The organism is Streptomyces sp. RPA4-2 (assembly GCF_012273515.2).
In the GTDB taxonomy this organism is placed as follows: Bacteria; Actinomycetota; Actinomycetes; order Streptomycetales; family Streptomycetaceae; genus Streptomyces; species Streptomyces kaempferi.
The window spans coordinates 316,948-342,623 of sequence record NZ_CP050975.2 but is presented as its reverse complement, the minus strand read 5'-3'; the positions used below and the strand labels follow the sequence as shown (position 1 = coordinate 342,623).

General features: G+C 73.6%; 25 protein-coding genes and 3 pseudogenes. 26 read left to right on the top strand and 2 right to left on the bottom strand.

The window, feature by feature from the left end; genetic code table 11:
- Positions 1–13: 13 nt before the first annotated feature.
- On the top strand, positions 14–142 hold the full coding sequence (locus HEP85_RS01215; RefSeq protein WP_282189824.1) for a hypothetical protein: 129 nt from the start codon (positions 14–16) through the stop codon (positions 140–142).
- Positions 143–233: 91 nt separating this feature from the next.
- On the opposite strand, the gene HEP85_RS01210 is transcribed toward HEP85_RS01215, so the two are convergent.
- Positions 234–707, bottom strand: a complete 474-nt coding sequence (locus HEP85_RS01210; RefSeq protein ID WP_168525334.1) for a DUF1772 domain-containing protein — start codon at positions 705–707, stop codon at positions 234–236.
- A gap of 233 nt (positions 708–940) precedes the next feature.
- Here HEP85_RS01210 and HEP85_RS01205 point away from each other — a divergent pair, with 233 nt between their 5' ends.
- A complete protein-coding gene (locus HEP85_RS01205) occupies positions 941–2,539 on the top strand; it encodes an FAD-dependent monooxygenase (RefSeq protein ID WP_369657536.1) in 1,599 nt (532 codons plus the stop codon).
- A 101-nt stretch (positions 2,540–2,640) separates the two neighbouring features.
- On the opposite strand, the gene HEP85_RS01200 is transcribed toward HEP85_RS01205, so the two are convergent.
- Positions 2,641–3,234: a TetR/AcrR family transcriptional regulator gene (locus HEP85_RS01200; RefSeq protein WP_211117768.1), complete on the bottom strand. Its 594-nt coding sequence runs from the start codon at positions 3,232–3,234 to the stop codon at positions 2,641–2,643.
- Between the two features lie 284 nt (positions 3,235–3,518).
- On the opposite strand from HEP85_RS01200, the gene fabD reads away from it, so the two are divergent.
- The 24 genes and pseudogenes from fabD (at position 3,519) to HEP85_RS01080 (ending at position 25,363) form a co-directional block, all read left to right on the top strand.
- Positions 3,519–4,487 carry an ACP S-malonyltransferase gene (gene fabD / locus HEP85_RS01195; RefSeq protein WP_329284336.1) on the top strand — a complete coding sequence of 323 codons (969 nt, stop codon included), beginning with the start codon at positions 3,519–3,521 and terminating at the stop codon, positions 4,485–4,487.
- 171 nt (positions 4,488–4,658) lie between these two features.
- On the top strand, positions 4,659–5,081 hold the full coding sequence (locus HEP85_RS01190; RefSeq protein WP_248001767.1) for an acyl carrier protein: 423 nt from the start codon (positions 4,659–4,661) through the stop codon (positions 5,079–5,081).
- A 177-nt stretch (positions 5,082–5,258) separates the two neighbouring features.
- The gene (locus HEP85_RS01185; RefSeq protein WP_168525328.1) at positions 5,259–6,026 is read left to right on the top strand and encodes an SDR family NAD(P)-dependent oxidoreductase; all 768 of its coding nucleotides are present in this window, start codon (positions 5,259–5,261) and stop codon (positions 6,024–6,026) included.
- Between the two features lie 32 nt (positions 6,027–6,058).
- Positions 6,059–6,511: a 3-hydroxylacyl-ACP dehydratase gene (locus HEP85_RS01180; protein WP_168525326.1), complete on the top strand. Its 453-nt coding sequence runs from the start codon at positions 6,059–6,061 to the stop codon at positions 6,509–6,511.
- Positions 6,508–7,785 carry a beta-ketoacyl synthase gene (locus HEP85_RS01175; protein WP_168525324.1) on the top strand — a complete coding sequence of 426 codons (1,278 nt, stop codon included), beginning with the start codon at positions 6,508–6,510 and terminating at the stop codon, positions 7,783–7,785. The genes HEP85_RS01180 and HEP85_RS01175 overlap by 4 nt, the downstream gene beginning before the upstream one ends.
- A gap of 78 nt (positions 7,786–7,863) precedes the next feature.
- Complete coding sequence (locus HEP85_RS01170; RefSeq protein WP_369658099.1) at positions 7,864–8,247, top strand: 3-hydroxyacyl-ACP dehydratase FabZ family protein; 384 nt, start codon at positions 7,864–7,866, stop codon at positions 8,245–8,247.
- A complete protein-coding gene (locus tag HEP85_RS01165) occupies positions 8,244–9,083 on the top strand; it encodes a beta-ketoacyl synthase (protein ID WP_369657535.1) in 840 nt (279 codons plus the stop codon). Before HEP85_RS01170 ends, HEP85_RS01165 begins: the two co-directional genes overlap by 4 nt.
- Positions 9,050–9,340 (top strand): annotated as a pseudogene (locus HEP85_RS01160) (hypothetical protein); the annotation flags it as partial. The gene HEP85_RS01165 and the pseudogene HEP85_RS01160, both read left to right, overlap by 34 nt.
- A 39-nt stretch (positions 9,341–9,379) precedes the next feature.
- Positions 9,380–9,535, top strand: coding sequence for a hypothetical protein (locus HEP85_RS01155; protein ID WP_369658166.1), 156 nt, complete (start codon positions 9,380–9,382; stop codon positions 9,533–9,535).
- Positions 9,536–9,768: 233 nt separating this feature from the next.
- On the top strand, positions 9,769–12,129 hold the full coding sequence (locus HEP85_RS01150; RefSeq protein ID WP_329524821.1) for a beta-ketoacyl-[acyl-carrier-protein] synthase family protein: 2,361 nt from the start codon (positions 9,769–9,771) through the stop codon (positions 12,127–12,129).
- A gap of 2 nt (positions 12,130–12,131) precedes the next feature.
- Entirely contained in the window at positions 12,132–13,262 is a 1,131-nt protein-coding gene (locus HEP85_RS01145) for a 3-oxoacyl-ACP synthase III family protein (protein ID WP_329284323.1), read from the top strand.
- A gap of 68 nt (positions 13,263–13,330) precedes the next feature.
- Positions 13,331–14,200 carry an ester cyclase gene (locus HEP85_RS01140; protein ID WP_168525320.1) on the top strand — a complete coding sequence of 290 codons (870 nt, stop codon included), beginning with the start codon at positions 13,331–13,333 and terminating at the stop codon, positions 14,198–14,200.
- Positions 14,201–14,660: 460 nt separating this feature from the next.
- Complete coding sequence (locus HEP85_RS01135; RefSeq protein ID WP_168533187.1) at positions 14,661–15,653, top strand: aldo/keto reductase; 993 nt, start codon at positions 14,661–14,663, stop codon at positions 15,651–15,653.
- Between the two features lie 26 nt (positions 15,654–15,679).
- Entirely contained in the window at positions 15,680–16,876 is a 1,197-nt protein-coding gene (locus tag HEP85_RS01130; RefSeq protein ID WP_282189822.1) for an NAD(P)/FAD-dependent oxidoreductase, read from the top strand.
- 43 nt (positions 16,877–16,919) lie between these two features.
- On the top strand, positions 16,920–17,576 hold the full coding sequence (locus HEP85_RS01125; RefSeq protein ID WP_168525316.1) for a thermostable hemolysin: 657 nt from the start codon (positions 16,920–16,922) through the stop codon (positions 17,574–17,576).
- Between the two features lie 58 nt (positions 17,577–17,634).
- A pseudogene (locus HEP85_RS01120) lies at positions 17,635–17,847 on the top strand (AMP-binding protein); the annotation flags it as partial.
- Positions 17,848–18,131: 284 nt separating this feature from the next.
- Positions 18,132–19,181, top strand: coding sequence for an AMP-binding protein (locus HEP85_RS01115; RefSeq protein WP_369658098.1), 1,050 nt, complete (start codon positions 18,132–18,134; stop codon positions 19,179–19,181).
- Positions 19,178–19,579, top strand: a pseudogene (locus HEP85_RS01110) (TauD/TfdA family dioxygenase); the annotation flags it as partial. The gene HEP85_RS01115 and the pseudogene HEP85_RS01110, both read left to right, overlap by 4 nt.
- A 188-nt stretch (positions 19,580–19,767) precedes the next feature.
- Positions 19,768–20,088, top strand: coding sequence for a TauD/TfdA family dioxygenase (locus tag HEP85_RS01105; RefSeq protein WP_369657534.1), 321 nt, complete (start codon positions 19,768–19,770; stop codon positions 20,086–20,088).
- A gap of 86 nt (positions 20,089–20,174) precedes the next feature.
- Positions 20,175–21,665 carry an MFS transporter gene (locus HEP85_RS01100; RefSeq protein ID WP_369657533.1) on the top strand — a complete coding sequence of 497 codons (1,491 nt, stop codon included), beginning with the start codon at positions 20,175–20,177 and terminating at the stop codon, positions 21,663–21,665.
- Positions 21,666–21,708: 43 nt separating this feature from the next.
- Positions 21,709–22,353: a cupin domain-containing protein gene (locus HEP85_RS01095; RefSeq protein ID WP_369657532.1), complete on the top strand. Its 645-nt coding sequence runs from the start codon at positions 21,709–21,711 to the stop codon at positions 22,351–22,353.
- Between the two features lie 42 nt (positions 22,354–22,395).
- Positions 22,396–22,866: a nuclear transport factor 2 family protein gene (locus HEP85_RS01090; protein WP_168525308.1), complete on the top strand. Its 471-nt coding sequence runs from the start codon at positions 22,396–22,398 to the stop codon at positions 22,864–22,866.
- A 241-nt stretch (positions 22,867–23,107) separates the two neighbouring features.
- On the top strand, positions 23,108–24,595 hold the full coding sequence (locus HEP85_RS01085; protein WP_168525306.1) for a DHA2 family efflux MFS transporter permease subunit: 1,488 nt from the start codon (positions 23,108–23,110) through the stop codon (positions 24,593–24,595).
- Positions 24,596–24,736: 141 nt separating this feature from the next.
- Entirely contained in the window at positions 24,737–25,363 is a 627-nt protein-coding gene (locus HEP85_RS01080; protein ID WP_168525304.1) for a dTDP-4-dehydrorhamnose 3,5-epimerase family protein, read from the top strand.
- Positions 25,364–25,676: the final 313 nt, after the last annotated feature.

The window sequence follows — 25,676 nt, the reverse complement described above, 5'->3', positions numbered from 1 at the left end:
AAGGGACACCATCGTGGTCAGCAAGAAGAGGAATCCCGCAGGACCCGAGCCGGAGCTCATCCCCGCCTTCGGCAGTGAGGTCACCGACGGTCTGGACGAGGACACGGAGGCGGACGTCCTGGGCAGCATCGCCCTGCAGTAGGACGCCACCGTCCGCGGCGGCACGCGGGCGGACGTGGGGGAGGGGACCCGCCCGGCGGATCCCCTCCCCGTCCCGTCCGCCGCCCGCGTCGTCAGGACGTCACGAGCGCCACGCACATCGCGCCCAGGGCCACCGCCTGCAGCACGACCCGGGCGTTGATGACGCTGTCCCAGGTGCGCTGCAGGCCCCGCGCGTCGGGTGCGGTGCGGCAGTCCAGGGCGGCGCCGGTGAGCTCCTTGTTCACCGGCGCGCTGACCTTGTTGTAGACGGCCAGCCACACCACCAGGGCCAGCGCCGCCACCCCCGCGGCGACGGCCGGCGCCGTCCTGCCGCCGAAGCCGGCCGCGACGGCCGTGGCCACGGTGGCGACCAGGCCGAAGACGCCCGGGACGGGCATCCGCCGGTCCCCGAAACGGTGGATCTGCCCCATGGTGCTGGTCAGCACCGCGTCGTCGACGTGCGCGAGGGCGGGCCGCTGGACGATCGCGGAGAAGACGTCGGTGCCGTAGACCACCGCGTTGGCCATCGTGGCCACCACGGCCAGGGTTTGTACGAGCGCTTCCATCACAACCACCCTTGTCCGTCTGCCGGTTGCCACAAGGGCCGTGCCGCCCCGTGGGTTTATCAATGCTAGATGTCCTGCCGACACTATCAAGTTCAGTGCTTCGAATGCTAGCGTTGACAACTCCATTAGTCCGCAAGGGATTTCGCGAGGACGTGGGACGGCCCGGCCGCGGCGGTCCGCCGTACCGCGCCCTGCGAGGACATCCGCCCGCACCGCCACGAGGAGACACCCAGATGGCCATTGGACGTGCCCGTCGCGTACTCATCGCCGGCGGAGGGATCGGCGGCCTGGCCGCGGCCCTCGCGCTGCAGCGCAGCGGTGTGGAGTGTGTGGTCTTCGAACGGGCCGAGGAGCTGCGCGACGGCGGCGCGGGCCTGCACATCTGGACCAACGGAGTGCTCGCGCTGGACTGTCTGGGCGTGGCGGGCCAGGTCCTGGAGACGGCCCCGGCGCAGCAGGTCGCGCACTTCAGCACCGACCGCGGCGAGGTGCTGGGCGCCTGGCCGGTGGGCGACTTCGTCGAGCGCTACGGAGCGCCCACGATCGCCGTCGAGCGCTCCGTCCTGCACGGTGTGCTGCGTGACGCGCTGGAGGGCTCCGTGGTGCGCACCGGGGCGCACGTGGTCGGCTTCGACCAGGACGAGGACGGGGTCACCGTGCGCTTCGCGGACGGCGGCAGCGAGCGGGGCGACCTGCTCATCGGGGCCGACGGCATCCACGGCACCGTCCGCGACTGCCTGTTCGGCCCCGCCGACAACCGCTACAGCGGCTACATCGCCTGGCGCGGACGCTCCCCCCTCCAGCACCCCGGCATCCCGCCGGGGACCTTCAACGCGATGTTCGGGCGCGGTGTCCGGTTCACCTACTACGACGTCGCGCCCGGCCTGGTGCACTGGATGAGCGTGGCCAACGGGCCCGCCGGCGGACGCGACGAGCCCGGCGTGCGCGAGATGCTGCTGCGCCGCCACCGCGGCTGGGGCGGACCGGTCGCCGACATCCTCGCCGCCACACCGGAGGAGGGGATCATCCGGGGCGACGTCGAGGGCCGCCGCCCCGAACGCCGCTGGGGCCACGGCCGCGTCACCCTCCTCGGGGACGCCGCGCACCCCATCACCTTCAACATCGGCCAGGGCGCCTGCCAGGCGCTGGAGGACGCCCTCGTGCTCGCCGAGCACCTGGAACACGCCGGCAGCGACCCGGTCGCGGCACTGCGCCGCTACGAGAAGGAGCGCCGCGCCCGCACCGCGCCGCTGCAGCGGATCGCCTGGCGGATCGGGCGGATGGGCGCGGTGGAGCATCCGCTGCTGATCCGGGCGCGCGAGGCGTTCATGCGCAAGAACTGGAACACCAAGGCCTTCGCCGCGGCGGAGAAGGGCCAGGTCGCCTACGGCACCCGCTGGGCACGCGGGACCCGCCCGACCGGCCCGGTCCCCGCCCCCGCACCACCGTGGACTGACCCCGAATCCGCACCCCGTCAAACCGAGTCGGCCCGGCTTCGGGCCCCGGTGGACCGGCCCGACCGGGCTCCGGGGCGGCACCACGGTGGACCAGCGCCAGGCCGGCAGCACCATGGACCCGCGCCGGGCCCGAACCGCCACGCACCGGTCCCAGGCCCCCACCGTCGTGGGCCGCCGCCCCGCTCCGGTCCTGGCCCGGGGGCCACCCTGGTCCGGGGCACGCCCCCGGTGCGAGGTGCTCCCGGGCGCCCGGCCGCCCCTGGTCCGGGGTCCACCCCCGGTGCGAGGTGCTCCCGGGCGCCCGGCCGCCGCCGCCCCCGCCGCCCGCGCGCGTCGGCCGCCGGGGCATCCGCCCGGGCCGCGCTCCCGCCATGAGGGCGGCGGGAGCGTCGGCGGCCGGGCCGCAACGGAACGGGCAGCAGCTAAGCGTTGACGCTCCGCCAGGAAACACCCCCGGCCGGGACCCGCGCCCCCGGTCAGCCCGGCGGAGCCGTCCGCTGCAGCGCCCCCGGCCGCGCCCCGGCCCGCGCCGCCGGGTACAGCCCGTCCCAGACCGGGTCGTCGGGCGCGAACCCCAGGGAGACCAGGACGTTGACCAGCATCCCGTACGCCATGAACGTGGTGGTCTGGCCGGTGTCCGCGCCCAGCGGCAGATGGACGGTGTCCCACAGCCGCTGCCACTCGGCCCGTACCGCCTCGCCGAACCCGGTGTCCCCCTCCGCCTCGCACGCCGCCACCGCGACGTACACCTGCATCTGCATCAGCAGCCGTTCCGGCTCCTTGAGGATGACGCGGGTGTACGCGTTGGCCATCGCGCGCAGCGCCTCCTCGCCGCTCAGCCCCTCGGTCGCCTCGGCGAACAGCCGTGTGGTGTCGGCCAGGCAGCGCCGCGCCGCCGCGAGGAACAGCGCCCGCTTGCCCGCGAAGAGGCGGAAGAGGTACGGCTGCGACACCCCCGCGCGCCGGGCCACGGCCTCGGTGGAGGTGCCGTCGTACCCGCCCCGGGCGAACTCGCTCATGGCCGCGCGGATGACGCTCTCGCGCCGCTCGTCTGCACTCATCCTCACCATGACCGCAAGTTAGTGGTTGATCACTAACATGGTCAAGGGGGGCGGGGCGGGAAAGCCCGGTCCGGGTGGAATCCGGGTGGAATCCCGGCGGACCCCGGGCGGAAAGGGCACCGCCGGGAAGGGGCGAATGCGGCGGAGGGAATCCGGCGCGGTACCGCCGGTCCAGACGCATTCGAGGAATGCGCCAGAACTCCGTGCCAGATTCACAGAATCGAGATCCGCTCGCCGACGGCTCGATGACCTTTCTCCGGCGCTTTCGTCAACTCAGTGAGGCAGGAACGGGGATGATCGACAATTTCTTCACGATGTTTCCCGGGCAGGGCTCGCAGCGCGCGGGCATGGCCGGACATCTGCTGCGTGAGCACCCCCGCACCGCCGGACGCGTCCTGGCGCGCGCGCAGGACGCCACCGGCCTGCCGCTGACCGCGCTGTGCAGCACGGCGGGGGAGGAGGAGCTGGCCCCGACCGAGATCGCCCAGCCCGCCATCGTCGCCACCAGCCTCGCGGTGCTCGAAGTGCTGCGCGCGGAGGCCGGGTTCGTGCCGGCCGTGGTGGCCGGGCACAGTCTGGGCGAGTACACGGCGCTGGTCGCCGCCGGGGTGCTGGGCGCCGACGAGGCGCTGCGGCTGGTGCGCCGCCGCGGCGAGCTGATGGCCGGCGTCTCGCGCCGGGCCGGCGGGGCGATGACGGCCGTACTGGGCCTGGGCCCCGGCCGGATCGAGGAGATCTGCGCCGGCTGCGCCCCGCTGGGCGTGGTGGAGATCGCCAACTACAACGAGCCGGGCCAGACGGTCATCTCCGGGCAGCGCGCGGCGGTCGAGGAGGCCGCCCGCCTCGCGCTGGCGGCGGGCGCCGAACGGGTGGTGGCGCTGAAGGTCTCGGCGCCCTTCCACTGCTCGCTGATGCGGGCGATCGAGGACGAGTTCGCCGCCGAACTGGAGCGCGTCACCTTCGCCGCGCCCCGGCTGCCCGTGATCAGCTCGGTCACCGGCACCCTGGTGCGCGACGGCGCCCACGCCCGCGACCTGCTGCGCCGTCAGCTGGCCGGGCCGGTGCGCTGGGTGGACGTGCTGGGCGCCGCGGGAGCACACGGGACGGGCGGCTGCCTCGAGGCCGGCCCCGGCCGGGTGCTGAGCGGCTTCGCCAACCGCACCGGCGTCCACTCCGTGGTGCGCAGCACCCACGACGCGCGCCGCATCACCGCGCTGCTGCGCGAGCTGAGGCAGGAGTCCGCCCCTGACGCCGCCGCCTGACACGCCGCGCGGGGCGGCCCCCCGCCCCGCCTCCCGCACCCGCTCTCCCTGTCCGCGCTCGTCCCGTCCTGCGGTCTCTTCTGCCTCCTCCTTCCTCTCCCGTTCCCGTCCCTCCGGCGCCGGCCCTCGGTGCCGGCAGCGCACAACGACCCATCCGAAAGGCAGCCAACGGTGTCCGAAACCCTGACTCCCACCTCGAGCGACTACTTCTTCGCGGTCCAGGCCGCCATCGCCGACGCCCTCGGCATCGACGAGTCCGAGGCGGTTGCCGAGGCGACCCTGCTCGGACAGCTGGGCGCCGAGTCGATCGACCTGCTCGACATCCTCTTCCGTATCGAGCGCGCCACCAAGGTGAAGATCACCGTGGCCGACATCGCCGCCCTGCTCCAGGGCGGCATCCCCGACGAGGAGTTCGGTGACGAGAACGAAGTCGTCAACGACACCGGCCTCACCCACCTGGAGAAGGTCCTGCCGCAGTTCGACCGCAGCCAGCTCGCCGAACCGCTGACCGCCGAGGGCGTGCTGGGCCTGTTCACCGTGCAGAACCTCACCGACCTGCTGACCGAGCGGGCCGCGGCACAGAACGCCGCCTGACCCCTCCCGGCCGGTGGTGCGCGGGCAGGCGGCGTCCCGTGCACCACCCGTCGCCTCCCGCGCACCACCGGCCGTCCGCCCGCCCCCGGGCGGCCGGACGGCCGGCCGGGGGCGGCCCCTGTCCGCGCGGGCCCCGGCCGCCGCCGCCCACCTCGTAGCAGAAACGGGAAGAGACAGATGAAGCTGAAGGACCGCACCGCCCTGGTCACCGGTGCCTCACGCGGCATCGGCCGGGCCATCGCCCTGGCCCTGGCCGAGCAGGGCGCGGCCGTCGCCGTCAACTACCGCTCCCGGCAGGAGGACGCCGCCGCGGTCGTCAAGGAGATCGAGACGGCGGGCGGCCGGGCCGTGGCCATCGGCGCCGACGTCGCCGACCCGCAGCAGGCCGCCCGCCTGGTGCAGGAGGCCACCCGCCACCTCGGCTCCCTCGACATCCTCGTCAACAACGCGGGCACCAGCGACGACGGCCTCATCTACGACGCGCCGCCGGACGCCTGGCTGAACGTCATGAAGGTCAACTTCGGCGGCGCCTACCACTGCACGCACGCCGTCATGGAGCAGTTCATGGCCCACGGCGACGCCACGATCGTCAACATCTCCTCGGCCATGGGCGAGCGCGGCTGGATCGGCCAGGCCAACTACTCGGCCTCCAAGGGCGCGCTGAACTCCTTCACCCGCTGCGCGGCGATCGAACTCGCCCGCTTCGGCGTGCGGGTCAACGCGGTCCTGGCCGGGTTCACCCCGACCGACCTGGTGGAGGGGGTGATGCAGCGCGACGGCGGCCGCAGCATCAAGCGGCAGATACCGCTGCGCCGCTTCGCCACCGTCGAACAGGTCGCCGCGGCAGCGGTGTTCCTGGCCGGACCCGACTCCGGCTACACCACCGGCGAACTGCTCTGCGTCGACGGCGGGTTCTCCGCCCAGCTGGGCATCGGCCGTCCGTAACGGACCGTGAGGGAACGGAAGAAGAGACGACGATGCGATTCCATCTGATCGACCGGATCGAGACCTGGACGCCGCGGGAGCACATCACCGCGCGCAAGGTCACCTCCGTCGACGAGACCTACTGGCAGGACACCGGGAGCGGACCGGCACTGCCCTTCGGGCTGGCCCTGGAGGCGCTGTGCCAGTCGGCGACCTGGCTGATCATGCTCTCCACCGACCACCGGCTGCGTGCCGCGCTCCTCGCCGTCGGCGAGGCCACCGCGCACCGCGCCGTACGCCCCGGGGAGGTACTGCGCATGCGGGCCACCATCGAGTCGATGACCGAGGAGGCCGCCCTCCTGGACGGCACCGTGACCGCGGACGGCGAGGACGTCCTGAGCGCGAGCGGCATCCTGTGCGCGCTCATCGACGCCGAGCGCCTCGACGACCCGGCCGACACCCGGCGCATGGCGCACCAGTTGCAGGGCGGAGGGCCGGTGGGATGACCCGTGTAGCCATCACCGGAGTGGGGGCCGTCACCCCGCTCGGCAACGACGCCGAGAGCACCTGGCAGGGCCTGGCCGCGGGACGCAGCGGCGTCGGCCCGCTCACCACCTTCGACGCCTCCGGCTTCCCGGTGCGCATCGCCGCCCAGGTCAAGGACTTCGACGCGGCCGCCGCGATCCCGGCCCGGGTGGGGCGCAAACACCTCTCCCGGGTCGGCCAGTTCGGCGTCGCGGCCGCCTGGGAGGCACTGCGCAACGCGGGCGCCGACGACCTGGGCGAGGACGTGTACCCCTTCGACGAGCGCGGTGTCGCCATGGGCGCCAGCGTCGGCCGGCCCGAACTGCAGGCCCTCCTCGACGTCGGTCACCTGCGCGCCACCACCGGCCGCCCGGACGCCTTCCTGTGCCACCCGCCGGCCGTCACCCTGACCGACGACCAGAACGTGCCCTTGAGCGCCATGGCCCGGATGATGTCCGCGACCGGGCCGATGATCGGCATCTCCACCGCCTGCTCCGGCTCCGGACACGCCATCGGGGAAGCCTTCCGCGCCATCCAGGAGGGCGACGCCCAGCTGATGGTCGCCGGCGGCTACGACTCCCTGACCACCTGGCTCGACCTGCTCGGCTTCAGCCTGCTGGGCGCGCTGACCGACCGTCACAACGACGACCCCGAGCACGCCTCACGGCCCTTCGACGCCGACCGCTCCGGCTTCGTGGTCGGCGAGGGCGCCGTCGCCGTGGTCCTGGAGGACCTGGACGCCGCCCGCGAACGCGGCGCGCCCGTCCTCGGCGAGGTCCTCGGCTACGGCTCCACCCTCAACGCCTGGCGCATCACCGACTCGCCGCCCGACGGCTCCGGCGCGATCCAGGCCATGCAGGCGGCCCTGGCCGAGTCGGGCGTGGGCACCGGCGGCATCGACTACGTCGTCGCACACGGCACCAGCACCCACGGCAACGACCAGTCCGAGACCGTCGCCATCAAGAAGGTGTTCGCCGACGACGCCCACCGCCTGGTCGTCAGCGCCCCCAAGTCGATGGCCGGCCACCTCACCTCGGCCAGCCTGGGCCTGGGCGTACTGGCCGCGCTCGGCGCGATCCGCCACCGCCTGGTCCCGCCCACCGTCAACCTCGACCAGCCCGACCGCGGCCTCGACCTCGACTACGTGCCGCACACCGCCCGCCCGATGCCGGTGGACGCGGCCCTCATCAACGCGTTCGCGTTCGGCGGCAGCAACACCAGCCTCGTCATCGGCGCCCCGCGGGAGGACACATGACCACCACCGCCCCGCAGCCCACCGCCCCCACCGCCCCGCAAGACGCCGCCACCGCCGCGCGCGGGCCGCCGCGGGGGACTGCTTACCTTCGACCGGCTGCTGGAACTCGCCGAGGGCGAACGCGCCGTGGCCGTGCGCAACGTACCGGCCACCCTGGAGTGCTTCACCGCCCACTTCCCGCGCCACCCCGTCCTGCCCGGCGTCCTGCTGCTGGAGAGCCTGGCCGCCCTGGCCCGCACCGCCGCCGGCCCCGGCGCCTGGTGCCTGGCCGGCGTGCGCGGGGTGCGCTTCAAGCACTTCGTCGGCCCCGGCGACCAGGTCCACCTCACCGTCGAGGTGAGCCGGCACAGCCCGCAGCGCACCGAATGCCGGGCCACCGCCCGGGTCGAGGGCCGGGTGGTCGCCACCGTCCGCGCCCTGACCCTGCTCAGCGCCACGACGACCCGGGAGGGCACAGCATGAGCGAGCAGCGCCGCCGCGTGATGGTCACCGGCATCGGCCTGATGACCGCGATCGGCCAGAGCGCCGCCGAGACCTGGGACAGCCTGCTGGAGGGCCGCTGCGGCATCGGCCCGCTGCGCGCCTACGACCCGGCCCCGCTGCGCACCGGCATCGGCGCCGAGATCCACGGCTTCGACCCCACCCGGTGGGCGAGCCGGCGCACCCTGCGCATGCTGTGCCGCGGCGACCAACTGGCCCTGGCCGGCGCCACCCTCGCCCTGCGCGACGCGGGCCTGGACGGCGAGAGCGACCTGGGACAGCGCACCGGGCTCTTCCTCGGCAGCAACAAGGAAATGCCCCGCATGGACGAACTCATCGCCCAGCTCCAGGCCGTCCGCGCCGACGACGGCACCCCCGACCTGCACCGCCTCGGCCGCACCGCCTCCTCGGTCATCGCCCCCCTCTTCTTCGTCGAGGGACTGCAGCCCGCCGCCGCCTTCCACATCTCCGAGAAGTACGGCATCCGCGGCGCCAACGCCTACTTCGCCGGCACCGCCGACTCCGGCGCGATGGCGATCGGCCGGGCCATGCGCACCGTACGCCGCGGCGAGGCCGACGTGGTCCTCGCCGGCGGCTACGACGACGCCACCGGCTGGTGGGCGATGTCCAAGATGGACGGCCTCGGCGTCCTGAGCACCCGCACCGACCTCGGCCAGGAGGCCTTCCGCCCCTTCGACCGCGACCGCTCCGGCTCCGTGTTCGGCGAGGGCGCCGCCCTGCTCGTCCTGGAGGAACGCGCACACGCCCTGGCCCGCGGCGCCCACTGCTACGCCGAAGTCACCGGATTCGGCGCTTAAGCAACGACTGCGTCCGCCCGCCCAGCCCCCAGCCCCGCGCCCGCGGCCTGGCCCGCGCGATCACCCGCGCCCTGCGCGACGCCGAACACCCCTTCCCCGACGGCGGCTACATCGCCGCACACGGCTGCGCCACCCTGCAGGGCGACGCCAGCGAGACCGTCGCCCTGCACGACGCGCTCGGCACCGCCGCCAAGTCCGCCCAGATCAGCAGCGTCAAACCACAGACCGGACACCTGGTCGGCGGCGCCGGAGCACTGAACGCGGCCGTCGCCGCACTCGCCCTGGACAGCGGCACCGTGCCCGCCACCCTCAACCTGCACCGCCCCGCCCCCGAGTGCGACCTCGACTACGTCCCGCTCAGCCCCCGCCACACCCGCCCCGACAGCGCCCTGGCCCTGGCCCGCGGCCTGGAGGGACAGGCCGTCGCCGTCGCCCTGGGACGGCCCTCGTGACCCGGCAGCCCGACACACCCGCCATACCCCACACACCAGACGCACCCCCCACCTCCGGCACGCCAGCAACAGCCGACACGCCAGCAACAGTCAGCACGCCAGGAACGGGCAACACGCCAGCCACACCCGGCACATCGGCGACATCCGGTTCACCCGCGATACCCGCGATACCTGTGACACCCGCAACAGCTGGAATGCCCGCAACACACGGCATCCCCGAAAGGAGTGCGGCCATGACCGACGTCTACGACCACGACACCCGGCCGGACGCCGCGGCCCGGCCCCGGACCGTGGTGGTCTGCGGCGTCGGCGCCGTGACCGCCCAGGGCGAGGGCGCCACGGCGCTGTGGGAGGGCATCCGGGCCGGGCATTCCGCCATCGGCCCGGTCCGCGGCATGCCGATGGACGGCTACGGCACGGCCATCGGCGGCGAGGTACCCCACCCGTCCCGGCCCGCCTACGACTACCTGGCTTCCTTCGGCGGCCGCGAGCGCGAGCCGGCGATGGACTTCGCGCTGACCGCCGCGCAGGAGGCGATGGCCGGCGCGGGCCTCGGCGCGCTGCCCGCCGAACGCTGGGGCGTCGCCTTCGGCTCCTGCAACGGCGGCCTGCGCACCGCCGAGAAACTCGCCCGCCGCAGCCACGAGGGCACCGCGCTCCCCGACGACGGCCGGCACTACCTGCTGGTCCCCCCGCAGGCCATCGCCGAGGCACTCAGCAGCGCCTTCCGTCTCAAGGGCCCCGCGCTGAGCGTCAACACCGCCTGCGCGTCCGGCGCCCACGCCATCGCGCACGCCGCCGAGGCGATCTCCGCCGGCCGCGCGGACGCGATGCTCGCCGGCGGCAGCGACGCCTTCACCGAGACCGCGTTCGCCGGCTTCACCAGCCTGCAGTCGCTGTCCACCAAGCCCGCCGCCCCCTACTCCAAGGACCGCGACGGACTCTCCCTCGGCGAGGGCGCCGGCATGCTGGTCCTCGCCGAGGAGTCCGTCGCCCGCGCCGCCGGCGCCCCCATCCTGGCCGAGGTCCTCGGCTACGGCCTGTCCGCCGACGGCTACCACGCCACCGCCCCGCACCCCGAGGGCGAGGGCGCCGCCCGCGCCATCCGCGGCGCCCTGAAGGCCGCCGGCATCACCCCGCAGGACGTCGGCTACATCAACGGCCACGGCACCGGCACCCCCAAGAACGACTCCGCCGAGTCCAACGCGGTGCGCGCCGCGTTCGGCGAGGCCGCCGACAAGACCGCGCTCAGCAGCTCCAAGTCGATGATCGGCCACCTGCTCGGCGCGGCCGGCGCGGTCGAGGCCATCATCACCGTCCAGGCCCTGGTGGAACAGACCGCCCCGCCGACCGCCAACTTCACCGGCACCGACCCCAAATGCGGACTCGACGCCGTCCCCGACACCGGCCGCGAACTGGCCATGAACGCCGCCCTGTCCAACAACTTCGCCTTCGCCGGCGCCAACGCCTGCGTCGCCTTCGGCTGGCCCTCCGGCCGCCGCTTCTCCGTACCGGCCCCGCCCGCCGCGGAGAAGGTCGTCATCACCGGCGGCGCCGCCATCACGGCGGCCGGCGAAGGCCTGGACGCCCTGTGGGAGGCCTGGCAGCACGGCGGACGGCTGGGCACCGAAGAGGACGGACTGCACGTCGCCCGCGCCGACTTCGACCCCGCCGCACACATCAGCGCCCGCGACCGCCGCCGCATGGACCGACTCTCCCAGCTCGCCGTCGCCTCCTGCCGTGCCGCCCTCGCCCACGCGGGCCTGGACGCCGACGAGCACACCGGCGTCGTGCTGGGCACCGGCCTTGGCCCCATGCGCAGCATCGAGGACTTCCTGCTGCCCGTCCTGGGCGGCTGCCCCGACCACGGCAGCCCCGCGATCTTCCCCAACACCGTCTTCAACGCCGCCGCCGGCCAGGTCGCCATGCACGTCGGCGCCAAGGGCCCCACCTCCACCGTCACCACCGGCCACGCGGCCGGCGCCTCCGCCCTGACCGTCGCCCACGACCTGCTGCTGCAGCACCGCGCCGACGCCGTCCTGTGCCCCGCCGTCGAAGACCTCTCCCCGGGCGTCCTGACCGCCTACCGCGGCCTGCCGCTGTTCACCGACACCGGCTACACCCTCGCCGAGGCCGGCATCACCCTGGTCCTGGAACGCGAGTCGAGCGCCCGCGCCCGCGGCGCCCGCGTCCTGGCCGAGTTCGCCGGCCACGGCACCGCCTGCGACGCGGCCGGCGTCGGCCGCTGGGACGAGGACGGCGAAGGCGTCGAACGCGCCATGCACGCCGCCCTCGGCCACGCCGGACTGCACCCCGGCGAGGTGACCGCGATCTGGGCCAACGCCGCAGGACTCACCCGCGCCGACGCCCCCGAGGCACTCGCCACCGGCCGGCTCGCCGCCGCGTCCGGCTGCCCCGTGCACACCCCCAAGCAGACCCTCGGCGAACCCGTCGGCGCGGGCGCCCAGCTCGCCGCCCTGCTCGCCGTCACCGGCTGGCAGGAAGGCACCCCGGCCGGCCCGGTCCTCATCAACAGCTCCTCCCTCGGCGGCACCCACATCAGCCTCGTCCTGCGTCCCGCAACGGAGAACTGACCATGCCCCACACCCCCGCCCCGCCCCCCGCACCCGCCGAACGCCACGTGTCCGTCCTGGCCACCGGCGCCCACCTGCCCGGCGAGGCCCTCGACAACGACGCCCTCGCCCGCGTCTGCGGACCGCTGCCCGACGACGTCCTGGACGGCATCCAGGTCGAGCGCCGGCACTGGATGGTCGACCCCGCCACCGGCGCCCACACCACCAGCACCTCCGCCATGGCCACCGCCGCCGCCCGCCAGGCCCTCGACCGGGCCGGCGTCACCCCCGACGAGATCGACCTCATCGTCGTCTCCACCGCCAGCCCCGACTACCTGCTGCCCGTCGCCGCCACCTACGTCCAGGAACAACTCGGCCTGGAACGCTGCGCCGTCATCGAGGTCCGGGCCGGCTGCGTCGGCGCCGTCCAGGCCCTCGACATCGCCCGCCGCCTGCTCGCCGACGGCACCTACGCCACCGCCCTGGTCATCGGCGCGGAAGCCGTCTCCCCCCTGCTCGCCCCCGTCTTCTTGGGCCGCGAACCCGAACGCGTACGGATGCGCGACCGCCTGACCGTCTACACCTTCGGCGACGGCGCCGGCGCCATGGTGCTGCGCGCCGGCGAGGAAGGCTCCGCCGCCGGCCGCCCGCGCCCCGTCTTCGCCACCCGCTCCCTGGGCGGCACCCGCAAACCCGGCATGCACATCATCGGCGGCGGCACCGACGCCCCCCTCGCCGAACAGCAGCGCCGCCCCCGCCTCATGGACATCCGCCTCGACATCCCCGGCACCGCCCGGTTCGGCCCCCGCGTCTTCGTCGAGGGCATCCACGACATGCTGCACCGCTCCCGCCTCACCCTCGACGACATCGACGCCTGCGTCCTGCCCGAGGGCAACGCCGAGTACTTCGCCGGCGAGTACGGCACCGCCGGACTGTCCGCCGCCGACCAGACCACCCTGAGCAAGACCATCGTGGAAAACCTCACCGACGTCGGCGCCACCGGCTCCGCCGCCGTCCCGCTGGCCCTGGACGCCGGCTGGAGCCAGGGACGCATCACCCCCGGCGACACCGTCCTGCTGCTCGCCATCGAGGCCAGCCGCTACGTGTACGCGGGCCTCACCCTCACCTGGGACGCCCCCTTCCCCGGCAGGTGACGGGCGCCCGCCCGCCCCCGCCAGCCCCGAGCCGCCCCTCGCGGGCGCCGACGCCATAAGGATGGAACGTGTCGATACAAGAGACGGTGCGCACCGGCCAGAGCGTGGAGGAGCGCAACAAGAAGACCATCCGCCGGGTCTTCGACGCCTTCGTCAACCAGGGCGACTTCTCGGTCGTGGACGAGATCTACAGCCCCGACATGGTCGACCACCAGCCGCTGCCCGGAGCCCCCGAAGGACTCGAAGGAGTCCGCTACACCATCGCCGGCCTGCGCGAGGGCTTCCCCGACCTGCACGTGACCATCGAGGACATGAGCGCCCACGGCGACCACGTCGTCATCCACAACACCTGGCGCGGCACCCACCTGGGCGACTTCCTGGGCGCCGCCCCCACCAAGCAGGTCATCGAGTTCACCGGCGTCGTGGTGTGGCGGCTGCTGGACAACGGCCTGATCGCCGAACGCTGGGGCATCGGCGTGGAGTCCAACATGCTGGCCGTGCTCGGCATGCGCCGGCTCGCCCCCGCCGCCCGCACCGCCGCCCGCGCCGCCGCCCGCCGGGCGGTCACCGGCGCCTGCGCCCTGCTGCCCCTGACCGGCGGCGCGGCCGAGGGCTGGCGCCGCCTGCAGGCCGAGCTCGCCGGACCGCGGCTGCACGCCTACGAGGCCTCCCGGCGCCGCGCCGGCATCCTCCGGGAGTCCTTCGACCTGCGCCCCCTCGACGGCCGGGACGTCCTGGTCCACCAGATCGAGGCCCGCGACCCGCAGGCCGCCGCCCGCCGCCTGCTCACCTCCGCCGACCCCTTCGACCACTGGCTGCGCGAACAGGCCACCGCGGTCCTCGGCACCGACCCGTGGACCCGCCTGGCCGATAGCGACACCACCGGCACCGGCCACACCTGGGCCTCCGTCACCAGCGAACTGGCCGCCGCCGACTGACCCGCGAACCGGCCCCCGCGCAGGGCCCCTCTCCCGGAGAGATGAACCCCCGCGAACAGGTCCTCTGTCTGTCCAAGGGCGTCGACACCGGTGAACGGGCCCCGGACCCGCAGGATCTGACCCCGCGTACGGACTCGCGGCCCGCACGGGAGCCGGTGCCGGCGCCGGTGAACGGACCCCCGGCCCGGGGGAGTTGCCTGCGCGCACGGGCTCCCGGACCCGGGGGAGTTGACCCCGTGTACGGACTCCCGCCCCGGGGAGGGGAGTTGGCCCCCGTGAACAGGCCCGCCGCCCACCGGAGTCGGCGCCGGTGAACGGGGCGCCGGCCGGTCGGCGAAGCGCGGCCCCAGTACTTCTCTAGCAAGGGCATCAATACTGTCACTGCTAATTCCCGGGTGCTGCCGGCACCGGCGACCCCCGGGGATGACAACCGCCCGCACGGCTCAGGAAGGAACCGATGATGCGGCAACGAACACTCGGCAGCCAGGGGCCGGCGGTCTCCGAACAGGGACTCGGCTGCATGGGCATGACCTTCGCCTACGGCCCCGCCGACGACCAGGAGGCCCTGCGCACCGCGCACCGGGCACTGGAACTGGGCGTCACCCTCCTCGACACCGCCGACTTCTACGGCCCGCACAGCAACGAGGAGTTCGTCGCCCGCGTCATCGCCGGCCGCCGCGAGGGCGTCGTCGTCTCCTCCAAGGTCGGCAACGAGATCACCGAGGACGGCACCATCACCGGCCGCCTCAACAACCGCCCCGACTACATCCGCACCGCCATCGAGGGCACCCTGCGCCGGCTGGGCACCGACCACCTCGACCTGTACTACCTGCACCGCGTCGACCCCGCCGTGCCCATCGAGGAGTCCATCGGCGCCCTGGCCGAACTGGTCGAGGCCGGCAAGGTACGCCACCTCGGCGTCTGCGAGGCGTCCGCCGCCACCATCCGCCGCGCCCACGCCGTACACCCCCTGGCCGCCGTACAGACCGAGTACTCCCTGTCCACCCGCGACGTCGAGGTCAACGGAGTCCTCGCCACCGTCCGTGAACTGGGCATCGGCTTCGTCGGCTACAGCCCGCTGGGCCGCGGCCTGCTCACCGGCCGCATCCGCAGCCTCGACGGCCTGGCCGAACACGACTTCCGCCGCGTCGCACCCCGCTTCCAGCAGGGCAACCTCGACCGGAACCTGCACGTCGTCGAACGGCTGCAGCAACTGGCCGCGGCCAAGGGCATCACCGCCGGGCAGCTCGCCCTGGCCTGGGTGCTCGCCCAGGGCGACGACGTGGTCGCCATCCCCGGCACCAAACGCGTCCCGTACCTCCAGGAGAACCTCGCCGCCGGCGACGTGGTCCTGAGTGCGCACGACCTCACGGCGCTCGACGAGATCGCCCCCCACGGCTCCACGGTGGGGGACCGCTATCCCGTCGGCGCCATGGCCACGCTCGACGGCTGAGACCGGCCGCGGACCTTCGAAGGCGAGTGAGAGCGACAACCATGGCGAACATCACGATCATCGGCGGCGGACTGGCCGGCCTGACCGCGGCGATCTCCGCCGCCGAACAGGGCGCCCGCGTCACCGTCCACGAGGCCCACTCCCACGCGGGCGGCCGCGCCCGCTCCGCCTCCGGCCCCTACGTCACCAACGACGGGCCGCACACCTTCTTCGACAACGGCGACGCCTGGCACTGGCTGCTGCAGCGCGGACTGGCCGGCCGCTACGTACGGCTGTCCTTCCACGAGTGGACCCGGATGCGCTTCCGCCACCAGGGCCGGCTGCGGATGACGCTGCCCGGCGGCTACATGAGGATGACCTGGATGCACCGCGGCATCGACGTCCCCGTCGACCGCTCCTTCCAGGACTGGGCGAGCGAACGCTTCGCCCAGCAGACCGTCGACGAGGCCCTCGGCTTCCTCGGCCCGATCCTCTTCGACGGCGACCCCGGACGCCTCTCGGCGGCCTTCGTGTGGGAACGCCTGCTGCGCGTGGGCACCCCCCGCTTCCCGCTGCCCAGCCGCTACTTCATGGGCGGCTGGGGGGCGTTGATCGGGCGCATGGAACGCGTCGCCCGCGCCCGCGGCGTGGTCATCGAGACCGGCTCCCGGCTGACCGAACTGCCCACCGGCGGACCGGTCATCGTCGCGACCTCCCTCGCCGCCGCCCGCAGCCTGCTCGGCGACAGCTCCCTGGAGTGGCCCAGCGGCACCGCCGCCCTGCTCGACATGGCCGTCACCCACTCCAAGAAGGACGGCAACGTCTCCTTCGACATGGACGAGGGCGGCTTCACCTCCCAGTACTCCGACCACGACCCCTCCCTCGCCCCCGAAGGCCAGGCCCTGTTCCAGGGACAGATGCCGATCAGGCCCGGCGAGTCGAAGGCCGACGCGCTGGCCCGCCTGGAGAAACTCTTCGACCTGACCACCCCCGGCTGGCAGCAGCGCATCCTGTGGCGCCGCGAAGGCGTCTCCCGGGGCCGCACCGGCGCCCTCGACCTGCCCGGCCTCAGCTGGCGCGACCGGCCCGCCGTCGACCGCGGGGACGGAGTGTTCCTGGCCGGCGACAGCGTCGCCGCCCCCGGCATCCTCGCCGAGACCTCCATCAACAGCGCCCTGCGGGCCGCGGAACTCGCCCTCAGCGCCCGGCCGGCCGCGCACCGTTCCGCGGTGCTCGGGCGATGAGTCCGCCTCGCGTCCCACCCCACCCTGTTAGGGAGCGCAGCACATGAGAATCACCCTGTCCGAGCGCGGCACCCCGGACTGGCAGACCGCCGCGGACCTGGCCCGGCTGGTGTTCGCCAAGCAGTACCGGGCCAGCATCACCCCCGACCCGGACGGCTTCCTCGCCTTCTTCGAGGACACCGCCGACGGCCAGGAGGAAGTCCTCGCCTGCGCCGGCCTGTCCTTCCCCGAGGAAGAGACCATCCTGCTGGAACGCTATCTCGACGCTCCCGTCGAAGACGTCATCACCCAGGCCGTCGGCACCCCCGTCAAACGCTCCCAGGTCCTGCAGATCGGCTCCATCGCCTCCGTACGGGCCGCCGCCGGCGCCGAGATCATCAAAGCGATCCCGCTGATCATGGCCTGCCTGGGCCGCCCCTACGCCGTCATGACGATGACCGGCCGGCTCGCCGCGCTCATGCAGCGCCTCGGCTGCGTCTTCCACCCCCTCGCCGACGCCTCGCCCGAACGCCTGCCCCTGGACGAACGCGCCTCCTGGGGCACCTACTACGACACCCGGCCCGTCGTCGGCTACGCCGAGGCCGCCGAACAGTCCACCCTGCTGCTGGCCGCCATCGGCCGCTACTGCTTCACCTCGGTCGACATGCGGCTGCTGAGCAACCGCCCGGACCGGCAGGGGGTGCTGACCCGTGCCGCCTGACACCGCACCCCTGTCCCTGGCCCGCGGACTGCTCCAGCAGGCCGACAGCGACGCCGTCATGGTCCGCGTCCTGGCCGCCGACGGCGGCGAGGGCACCGCCCACAGCTACCGCGACCTCCTGCGCACCGCCCTGGCCCTGGCCGCCGACCTCACCGACCTGGCCCGCACCCTGGGCCGGCCCGCCCGGGTGGGACTGCTCGCCGAGAACTCCCCCGAATGGGTGGCCGCCGACCTCGCCGCCCTGTTCGCCGGCGCCGTCGAGATCCCCGTACCCACCGCCTTCACCGCCCAGCAGGCCGCCTCCCTCCTGGAGAGCGCCGACCTGTGCCTGACCGACACCGCGGGCAGCGCGGCCCTGACCCGCTGGACGGCCGCCACCCCCGACCCCGTGCTGCCCGCCGTACTGCCCCACCACCGCCCTCGACCTGCCCGCCCTGATCGCCCGGCCCCCCGCCCCCCACCCGCCCGTCCCCGGCGACGACGCCGTCGTCAAGGTCATCCACACCTCCGGCACCACCTCCGCCCCCAAAGGCGTGCAGATCCGCTTGGCACGGCCTGGACGCACTGCTCACCTCGCTGCGCACCCGCACCCGCCCGGCGATCTTCGAGCGGTACCTGTCGATCGTCCCCCTCAGCCTGCTCATCGAACAGGTCGCCGGCCTCTACATGCCCTTCCTGGCCGGCGGTTCGGTGTCCTTCCTGCCCCCCGGCACCGCCCTGGTCGGCACCGCCGCCGACGCCGCACCGCGCATGCTCACCCTGCTGCGCCAGGCCCGCCCCACCGCCCTGGTCGTCCCGCCCACCGTCGCCGGCCTCTTCCTCGCCCTGTGCGACCAGCAGCCCGCCGAGAGCGTCACCGAACGCCACCGGCGGATCTTCGGACACGACGGCCCCGTCTTCATCGCCTGCGGCGGCGCCCCCGTCCCGCCCGAGATCCTCCAGCGCCTGCACGCCCACGGACTGACCGTCCACGAGGGCTACGGACTGAGCGAGAACTCCTCCGTGGTGTCCTGGAACTTCCCCGGCGAAGTCCGCTTCGGCACCGTCGGCCGCCCCCTGGACCACGTGCACGCCGAACTCGCCGACGACGGCGAACTCCTCATCCGCAGCACCTCCCTGTTCGCCGGCTACACCCGCGAGGACCCCTCCAGCGTCGTCGTCGACGACCAGGGCCGCCTGCACACCGGCGACCTCGCCGAGATCGACGACGACGGCTACCTGCGCATCACCGGACGCAAGAAGAACCTCGTCATCACCGCCGGCGGCCGCAACGTCGCCCCCGAATGGGTCGAGGCCCGCTACCGCGAACTCGGCTTCATCCGCGAGGCCGCCGTCATCGCCGACGGCCTCGACGACGTGCACGGCCTGTTCGTCATCGACGCCGCCCTCGACCCCGACACCGCCCGCAGCCGCATCACCGAATTCGGCCGGCGCAAACTCTCCGGCATCGAACGCGCCGCCGTCGTCCACCTCATGTCCGAGGACGACCCCGCCTACGCCACCTGCTTCACCGTCACCGGCCGCCCCCGCCGCGACGTCATCCGCCACCACGTCCTCACCCGGACCCCCGCCGCGGCACCCCAGCAGACCAAGGAGAAGGCATGAGCACGGCTGTGCAGACCACGCCCTACGGCACCGGCAGCGGCCTGCTGGTCCAGCCCGCGGGCCCCGGCGGCCTCGACGGCATCGACCCCAAGGAACTGCGCGACCTCATCGCCCAGGCCGGCTTCCTGCTGCTGCGCGGCTTCGGCGCCGACATGGACGCCTTCACCGCCCTGGTCCAGAACACCTCCACCTCCACCACCCTCGACCCCGCCCGCGACTTCTACTCCGAGGTCGCCCAGAAGGTCGACGCCGGCTTCGACGAGGTCGGCCTGCACACCGAGAACGGCAACAGCCCCTTCCGCTCCCACCTCGCCTGGTTCTTCTGCGAGAAGGCCGCCTCCTCCGGCTCCCAGACCACCGTCTGCGACGGCTACCGCGTCTGGGACGCCCTCAGCGACCAGGCCCGCACCGCGTTCGCCGCCCAGGACATCGTCTACAGCCGCTACGTCGGCGAACCCCAGTGGCGCGCCATGGCCCACCACCTGCTGGGCCGCACCAAGCCCGCCGACCAGATCCAGGTGAGCGAACTCCTCGCGCTGGCCGGACAACTGCCCGGCACCGAGATCACCCCCAGGACGACGGCGGCGTGCGCTACTCCTTCCGCACCCCCGCCGCTTCTACCCCCACCGTCTTCGGCCCCCGCCCCTCCTTCGCCAACAGCATCCTGGGCCCCTCCTTCAACTACGAGAAGCCCACCATCACCTTCGCCGACACCACCGAACTGCCCGCACCCCTGCTCGCCGAGGTCGAAGAGGTCACCGCCCGCCTCACCGAGAACCTCGACTGGCAGGACGGCGACGCCGCCGTCATCGACAACACCCGCGTCATGCACGGCCGGCGCGCCATCACCGACCCCGACCGCACCATCTACAACGCCCTCAGCTACATCGAAGCACCCGCCGCCTGACCGGGCCGCCCCCTTCCCGGCCGCCCGCCCCCCGGGGGGGCGGCGCCGGGGGCGGGGCGGGAGGCAGACCCGTTGGAGAGGGAGCCATGACCACCGACCACCCCGCCGCCGCCCGCACCAAGGACCGCGCACCCGACGCCGACGCCGACGGCGCCGCGGCCGACCCGCGCCGCTGGCGCCTGCTCGTCTTCGTCGCCCTCGCCCAGTTCATGGTGCTCCTGGACACCACCGTGGTGAACCTCGCCCTGCCCGCCGTCCAGAACGACCTCGGCGCCGGCCCCACCGCCATCGAATGGGTGCTGACCTCCTACATCCTGTGCTTCGGCGGCCTCATGCTGCTCGGCGGCCGCACCGCCGACCGCTGGGGCAGGCGCCGCACCTTCCTGCTCGGCGCCCTGCTGTTCACCGCCGCCTCCCTGCTGTGCGGCCTGGCCGGCGACGCCGGCCTGCTCATCGCCGCCCGCGCCCTGCAGGGCTGCGGCGCCGCCTTCCTCTCACCCGCCGCGATGTCCCTGGTCACCACCACCTTCCCGCGCGGCCGCGAACGCACCACCGCACTCGCCGTCTGGGCCGCCCTGGCCGGCCTCGGCGGCACCCTCGGCGTCATCGCCGGCGGCCTGATCACCGACAGCCTCAGCTGGCGCTGGATCTTCTACATCAACCTCCCCTTCGGCGCCGTCGCCGTCGCCGGCGTCCTGCTGCTCTCCCGCGGCCGCCCCGACACCGCCGTCCGCGGCTCCCGCCCCGACCTGGCCGGCGCCGCCACCGTCACCGCGGGCCTGGCCGCCCTCGTCTACGCCATCGTCAACATCCAGGACCACGGCGCCGCCTCCCCGCCCTACGTCCTCGCCCCGGCCGCCGCCGCCCTCGCCCTGCTGGCCGCGTTCGTCCTCATCGAACGCCGCGCCGCCGACCCGCTGATGCCGCTGCACCTGTTCGCCACCCGCTCCCTGGCCACCGCCGGCCTCGGCCGCGTCCTGACCAGCGCCGTCCAGGCCTCCGTCCTCTTCCTGTGCAGCTACTACCTGCAACGCACCCTGGGCTACTCCACCCTCAAGTCCGGCTTCGCGTTCCTGCCCCTGGGCATCGTCGCCATCCTGGTCACGGCCCCCGCCACCCGCGTCATGCACCGCGGCCCCCCGCCCCGTCTACCTGGTAAGCGCTTACTCCCTGCTGGGCCTGCTCCTGCTCACCCAGGCCCCCTCCGACGGCAACTACCTGCTGCACCTGCTGCCCGCCCTGCTCATCCTGGGCGCCTCCATGCAGTGCTGCGGCATCCCCGTCAACGTGCACGGCGTCTCCGACATCCCGCCCCACCAGCAGGGCATCGCCTCCGGCGTCCTGGTCGCCGCCTTCCAGGTCGGCGCCTCGCTGGGCGTCGCCACCGTCGCCACCAGCGCCCTGACCCGCACCACCAGCGAACTCACCGCCCACACCGCCCCCGCCCTGGCCTGGCTGGACGGCCTCCACCTGGGCTTCTGGATCGCCGCCTAAGCATCGGCGTCCTCAACCTCCTCACCGCCTACTTCGGACTGCCCCGCCACCGCACCACCCCCGCCGGCACCCGCACCGCCTGACCCACCCCGCCACCCCCCCTCACCGGACGAGAAGAGGCACCCGATGGCCCGCCCCGGAGACACCCTGCGCCTCGGAAAAGACACCCTCACCTTCCTGACCACCGCCGCCGAGACCGACGGCGCCTACGTCGAGGTCGCCGTCGAATACGCGCCCGCCGTCATCAAACCGCCCCAGCACTACCACCCCCGCCAGACCGAACACATGCGCCTGGAAAGCGGCCGCCTCCACCTCCAGCTCGACGGCACCCTCCACGAGTACGACCAGGGCGCCGACTTCCACATCCCCCCGGGCGCCGTCCACTCCATGTGGAACCCCGGCCCCGAGACCACCCGGGTCATCTGGCGCACCACCCCCGCCTACCAGACCGAAACCGTCTTCGAGACCCTGTGGGGACTGACCAACGAAGGTAAGCTGCGCCCCGACGGCACCCCCCGCCTGCAGATGCCGCTGCTCGCCCTCGCCTTCCGCGACGAGTACCGCGTCGTCACCGGCCGCCCCTTCCCCCCTCGACATGGGCCTGTGCCTGCTGCTCGCCCCGCTCGGCCTGGCCTGCGGCTACCGCCCCACCTACCGCCCGCCCCAGGACACCCCCCCGCCTGCAGCCCACTGCCTGACAGCCCGTCACCACCCGCCCCGGGCCAGGCGGTTCGAGCCGGAAACGAGGGCCGAGCGAGCGCGCCGCCCTAGCGTCGGCGGCAACCGAACAGGCCGATGCGTGGAGGAATGGTCATGGCCACCGAAGCACACGAATTCACTCTGCCCGGCGCGGATCTCCCGCAGCCCGACGCCGAACTGCGCAAGAAGCGCGAGGCGGTCGTCCTGCAGCACACGGTCGCCGAGATCGCCTGGGACATCGACGGCGTGCTGGCCACCTTCCCGCGCGGCGGCGTCTACCGCATCCAGGCCTTCGAAGAGGGCCCGCTGATCGGCGAAGAAGCCATCAAGAAGGGCTACTTCGCCGACCTCAAGGCGGCCTTCCCCGACCTGGAGCACGACCTGCACCACGTGCACCACACACCCACCGCGGTGATCCTGGAGGCCCAGGCACGCGGCAAGCAGCACGCGGACTGGCGCGGCATACCCAACCGGGGCAAGTCCATCGACGCCCCCGTCGCCGTCTTCTTCCACTTCGACGGCGACGTCCTCATCGACGAGACCCTCTACTTCGACATCGCCACCTTCCAGCGCCAGCTCGCCTGACCCGGCCCACGGCCGCCCACACGCCGCGGCGCCCGCCTACCGGCACCGGTACGCGGGCCCCGCGGCGCCGCCGTGCCCGCACCGCGCACCGGCGCCCACCGGGACTCGAGGAGAAGTCGAGTACGCGTCCGTAGCGTCGTCGGCGCCGGACCGGCCCGGCGGCGACGGATGCGCCGGCGCAGGCCGGACAGGTCACGGCGAAGAGCATCTCGCACTGACCAGCCTCCAGAAAGGATGCTCGATGAGCACCGTCAACCCCCCATCCCCGGGCGGTGAAACCAAGAGGGTGGTCTTCTGGGCCATCCTCACCACCAGCCTCGCCTCGTTCATGGCGGGACTGGACAACCTCGTCATCATCACGGCGCTGCCCACCATCCGGGAGAAACTCGGCGGCAGCCTCACCGACCTGGAATGGACGGTCAACGCCTACACCCTGTCCTTCGCGGTCCTGATGATGTTCGGCGCCGCCCTCGGCGACCGCTTCGGCCGCCGCAAGGTCTTCAGCCTGGGCCTGCTGCTGTTCACCGCCGCCTCCGCGGCCGCCGCCCTCGCGCCCGGCATCAACGAACTCGTCGCCGCCCGCGCCGTCCAGGGCGTCGGCGCCGCCATCATCATGCCGCTGTCGGTGACCCTGCTGACCGCCGCCGTGCCCGCCGAGAAACGCGGCGCCGCCCTGGGCATCTGGGGCGCCGTCAACGGACTGTCCATCGCCGCCGGCCCACTGGTGGGCGGCGCCATCGTCGAGCACCTGTCCTGGCAGTGGATCTTCTGGCTGAACGTGCCGATCGGCCTGGCCCTGGCCCCGCTGTCCTTCCGCAAGCTCGCCGAGAGCCGCATCGCCCACTCCCGCCTCGACGCCGTCGGCACCGCCCTGGCCAGCCTCGGCCTGTTCGGCATCGTGCTGGGCCTCATCAAGGGCCACGGCGACGGCTGGACGTCCCCGCAGGTCCTGGGCGCACTGATCGGCGGCACCGCCGTGATGGCCCTGTTCGTCGTCTGGGAGAACCGCACCGAACACCCGATGGTGCCGATGCGCATGTTCCGCAACCGCGCCTTCACCGCGATCAACCTGGCCGGCGCCCTGATGTCGGTCGGCATGTTCGGCGCGATCTTCCTGATGACCCAGTTCCTCCAGAACATCCAGGGCTACACCGCCATGCAGGCCGGCGTCCGCCTGCTCGCCTGGACCGCCATGCCGATGGTCGTCGCCCCCATCGGCGGCATGGTCTCCGACCGCATCGGCGGCAAACCCGTGGTCACCCTCGGCCTCGCCATGATGACCGCCGGCATGGTCTATTGGGCCTTCGTCCTCGAACCGGACGTCTCCTACGCCGCCCAGCTGCCCTCCCTGATGATCTGCGGCGCCGGCATGGCCCTGTTCTACGCCCCGCTGATGAACCTCACCATGGGCTCGGTCGCCGAACACGAACAGGGCATCGCCTCCGGCGTCACCGCCGCCACCCGCGAGGTCGGCGCCGCCCTCGGCGTCGCCCTGCTCGCCTCCATCTTCAGCGCCAACGGCGGCTACGCCTCACCGCGCGACTTCGTCGACGGCCTCGTCCCCGCCATGTGGGTGGGCGCCGTCGCGGTGGCCCTGGCGACCTTCTCCATGCTGCTCGCCCCCTCCCGCCGCCGCGCCGCCGCGCCCACCCGCGCACCACTCGCGCAGGCCGCCCCGGCCGGGCAGCACACACCGGCGGGGGAGAGCACCCCGGCCCCGCAGCACTGACCCGCACACCCACCCGGGGTCCGCGGCCCAGGCCGCCGCGGACCCCGCCCTCGTCACACACCGGCGCACCGCCGCACTGCTGACGGCCCGTCACCCCGCGGCCGGACGACCCCACGACCCGACGACCCGAACCGAGGAAGCATGGCCATTGAGGAGATGAAGGTCCGCGACGCCTTCCGGATCACGCCGTCGCAACTCCCGGACAACCGGGGCCGGTTCTTCGAGGCCTGGCGCCTGGGCGAGCTGACCGGAAGCAGCGGCCAGCCGTTCACCGTCCGCCAGGTCAACTTCTCGGTCTCCCACCGCAACACCCTGCGCGGCATCCACGGCACCACCCTGCCGCCCGGCCAGGCGAAACTGGTGACCTGCGTACGCGGCGCCGCTCTGGACGTGGTGGTCGACCTGCGCGTCGGCTCCCCGACGTTCGGCATGTTCGACACCACCCTGCAGGAGGCCGGCTCCGGCATCGGCGTCTACCTCGCCGACGGCCTGGGCCACGCCTTCCTCGCCCTGACCGACGACACCTGCATGAACTACCTGTGCTCCGAGGAGTACGTCCCCGGCACCATGGTCGACATCCAGGCCCTCGACCCGGCCATCGGCATCCCCTGGCCCACCACCACAGGCCTGATCCGCTCCGAGAAGGACGCCACCGCCCCGAGCCTGTCCGAGGCCGTCGCACGCGGCCTGCTGCCCACCTACGAGGAGGCACTCACCTCCTACGGCCCCTCCTGGCAGCTCCCGCACCCCCAGCACCTCGGCCGCTGAACGCCCCGGCGGCCGGAGACAGCCACCGCACCCCGCCACCACGGCGACCGCCCCGGCGCACCCGCGACGGCGAACACGCCCTTCGCGCACCCGCGACGGCGAACACCGCACCCGTCCCCGGCCCACCGCCACGCAGGGCTCCGGCCACCGCCGCACTTCTGACGGGCAGGCCGAGGCGTGCGGGACCTTCACCCAGGTGCTCACGCGCCCGGAGCCGAAGCGAATTCCTCTTCCTCGACGACGACCCGTCACCTGATCGCGCTGCGCCGTACGGGCCTGGCACCCGGCCTGTTGCGGCGCCTTCGCGGCAGGC

Excerpts from the sequence above, each read along its gene's own strand:
- HEP85_RS01210 (WP_168525334.1), bottom strand. The coding sequence starts at position 707 with ATGGAAGCGCTCGTACAAACCCTGGCCGTGGTGGCCACGATGGCCAAC.
- HEP85_RS01205 (WP_369657536.1), top strand. The coding sequence starts at position 941 with ATGGCCATTGGACGTGCCCGTCGCGTACTCATCGCCGGCGGAGGGATC.
- HEP85_RS01200 (WP_211117768.1), bottom strand. The coding sequence starts at position 3,234 with ATGGTGAGGATGAGTGCAGACGAGCGGCGCGAGAGCGTCATCCGCGCG.
- fabD (WP_329284336.1), top strand. The coding sequence starts at position 3,519 with ATGATCGACAATTTCTTCACGATGTTTCCCGGGCAGGGCTCGCAGCGC.
- HEP85_RS01185 (WP_168525328.1), top strand. The coding sequence starts at position 5,259 with ATGAAGCTGAAGGACCGCACCGCCCTGGTCACCGGTGCCTCACGCGGC.
- HEP85_RS01180 (WP_168525326.1), top strand. The coding sequence starts at position 6,059 with ATGCGATTCCATCTGATCGACCGGATCGAGACCTGGACGCCGCGGGAG.
- HEP85_RS01175 (WP_168525324.1), top strand. The coding sequence starts at position 6,508 with ATGACCCGTGTAGCCATCACCGGAGTGGGGGCCGTCACCCCGCTCGGC.
- HEP85_RS01165 (WP_369657535.1), top strand. The coding sequence starts at position 8,244 with ATGAGCGAGCAGCGCCGCCGCGTGATGGTCACCGGCATCGGCCTGATG.
- HEP85_RS01150 (WP_329524821.1), top strand. The coding sequence starts at position 9,769 with ATGACCGACGTCTACGACCACGACACCCGGCCGGACGCCGCGGCCCGG.
- HEP85_RS01145 (WP_329284323.1), top strand. The coding sequence starts at position 12,132 with ATGCCCCACACCCCCGCCCCGCCCCCCGCACCCGCCGAACGCCACGTG.
- HEP85_RS01135 (WP_168533187.1), top strand. The coding sequence starts at position 14,661 with ATGCGGCAACGAACACTCGGCAGCCAGGGGCCGGCGGTCTCCGAACAG.
- HEP85_RS01125 (WP_168525316.1), top strand. The coding sequence starts at position 16,920 with ATGAGAATCACCCTGTCCGAGCGCGGCACCCCGGACTGGCAGACCGCC.
- HEP85_RS01100 (WP_369657533.1), top strand. The coding sequence starts at position 20,175 with ATGACCACCGACCACCCCGCCGCCGCCCGCACCAAGGACCGCGCACCC.
- HEP85_RS01095 (WP_369657532.1), top strand. The coding sequence starts at position 21,709 with ATGGCCCGCCCCGGAGACACCCTGCGCCTCGGAAAAGACACCCTCACC.
- HEP85_RS01090 (WP_168525308.1), top strand. The coding sequence starts at position 22,396 with ATGGCCACCGAAGCACACGAATTCACTCTGCCCGGCGCGGATCTCCCG.
- HEP85_RS01085 (WP_168525306.1), top strand. The coding sequence starts at position 23,108 with ATGAGCACCGTCAACCCCCCATCCCCGGGCGGTGAAACCAAGAGGGTG.
- HEP85_RS01080 (WP_168525304.1), top strand. The coding sequence starts at position 24,737 with ATGGCCATTGAGGAGATGAAGGTCCGCGACGCCTTCCGGATCACGCCG.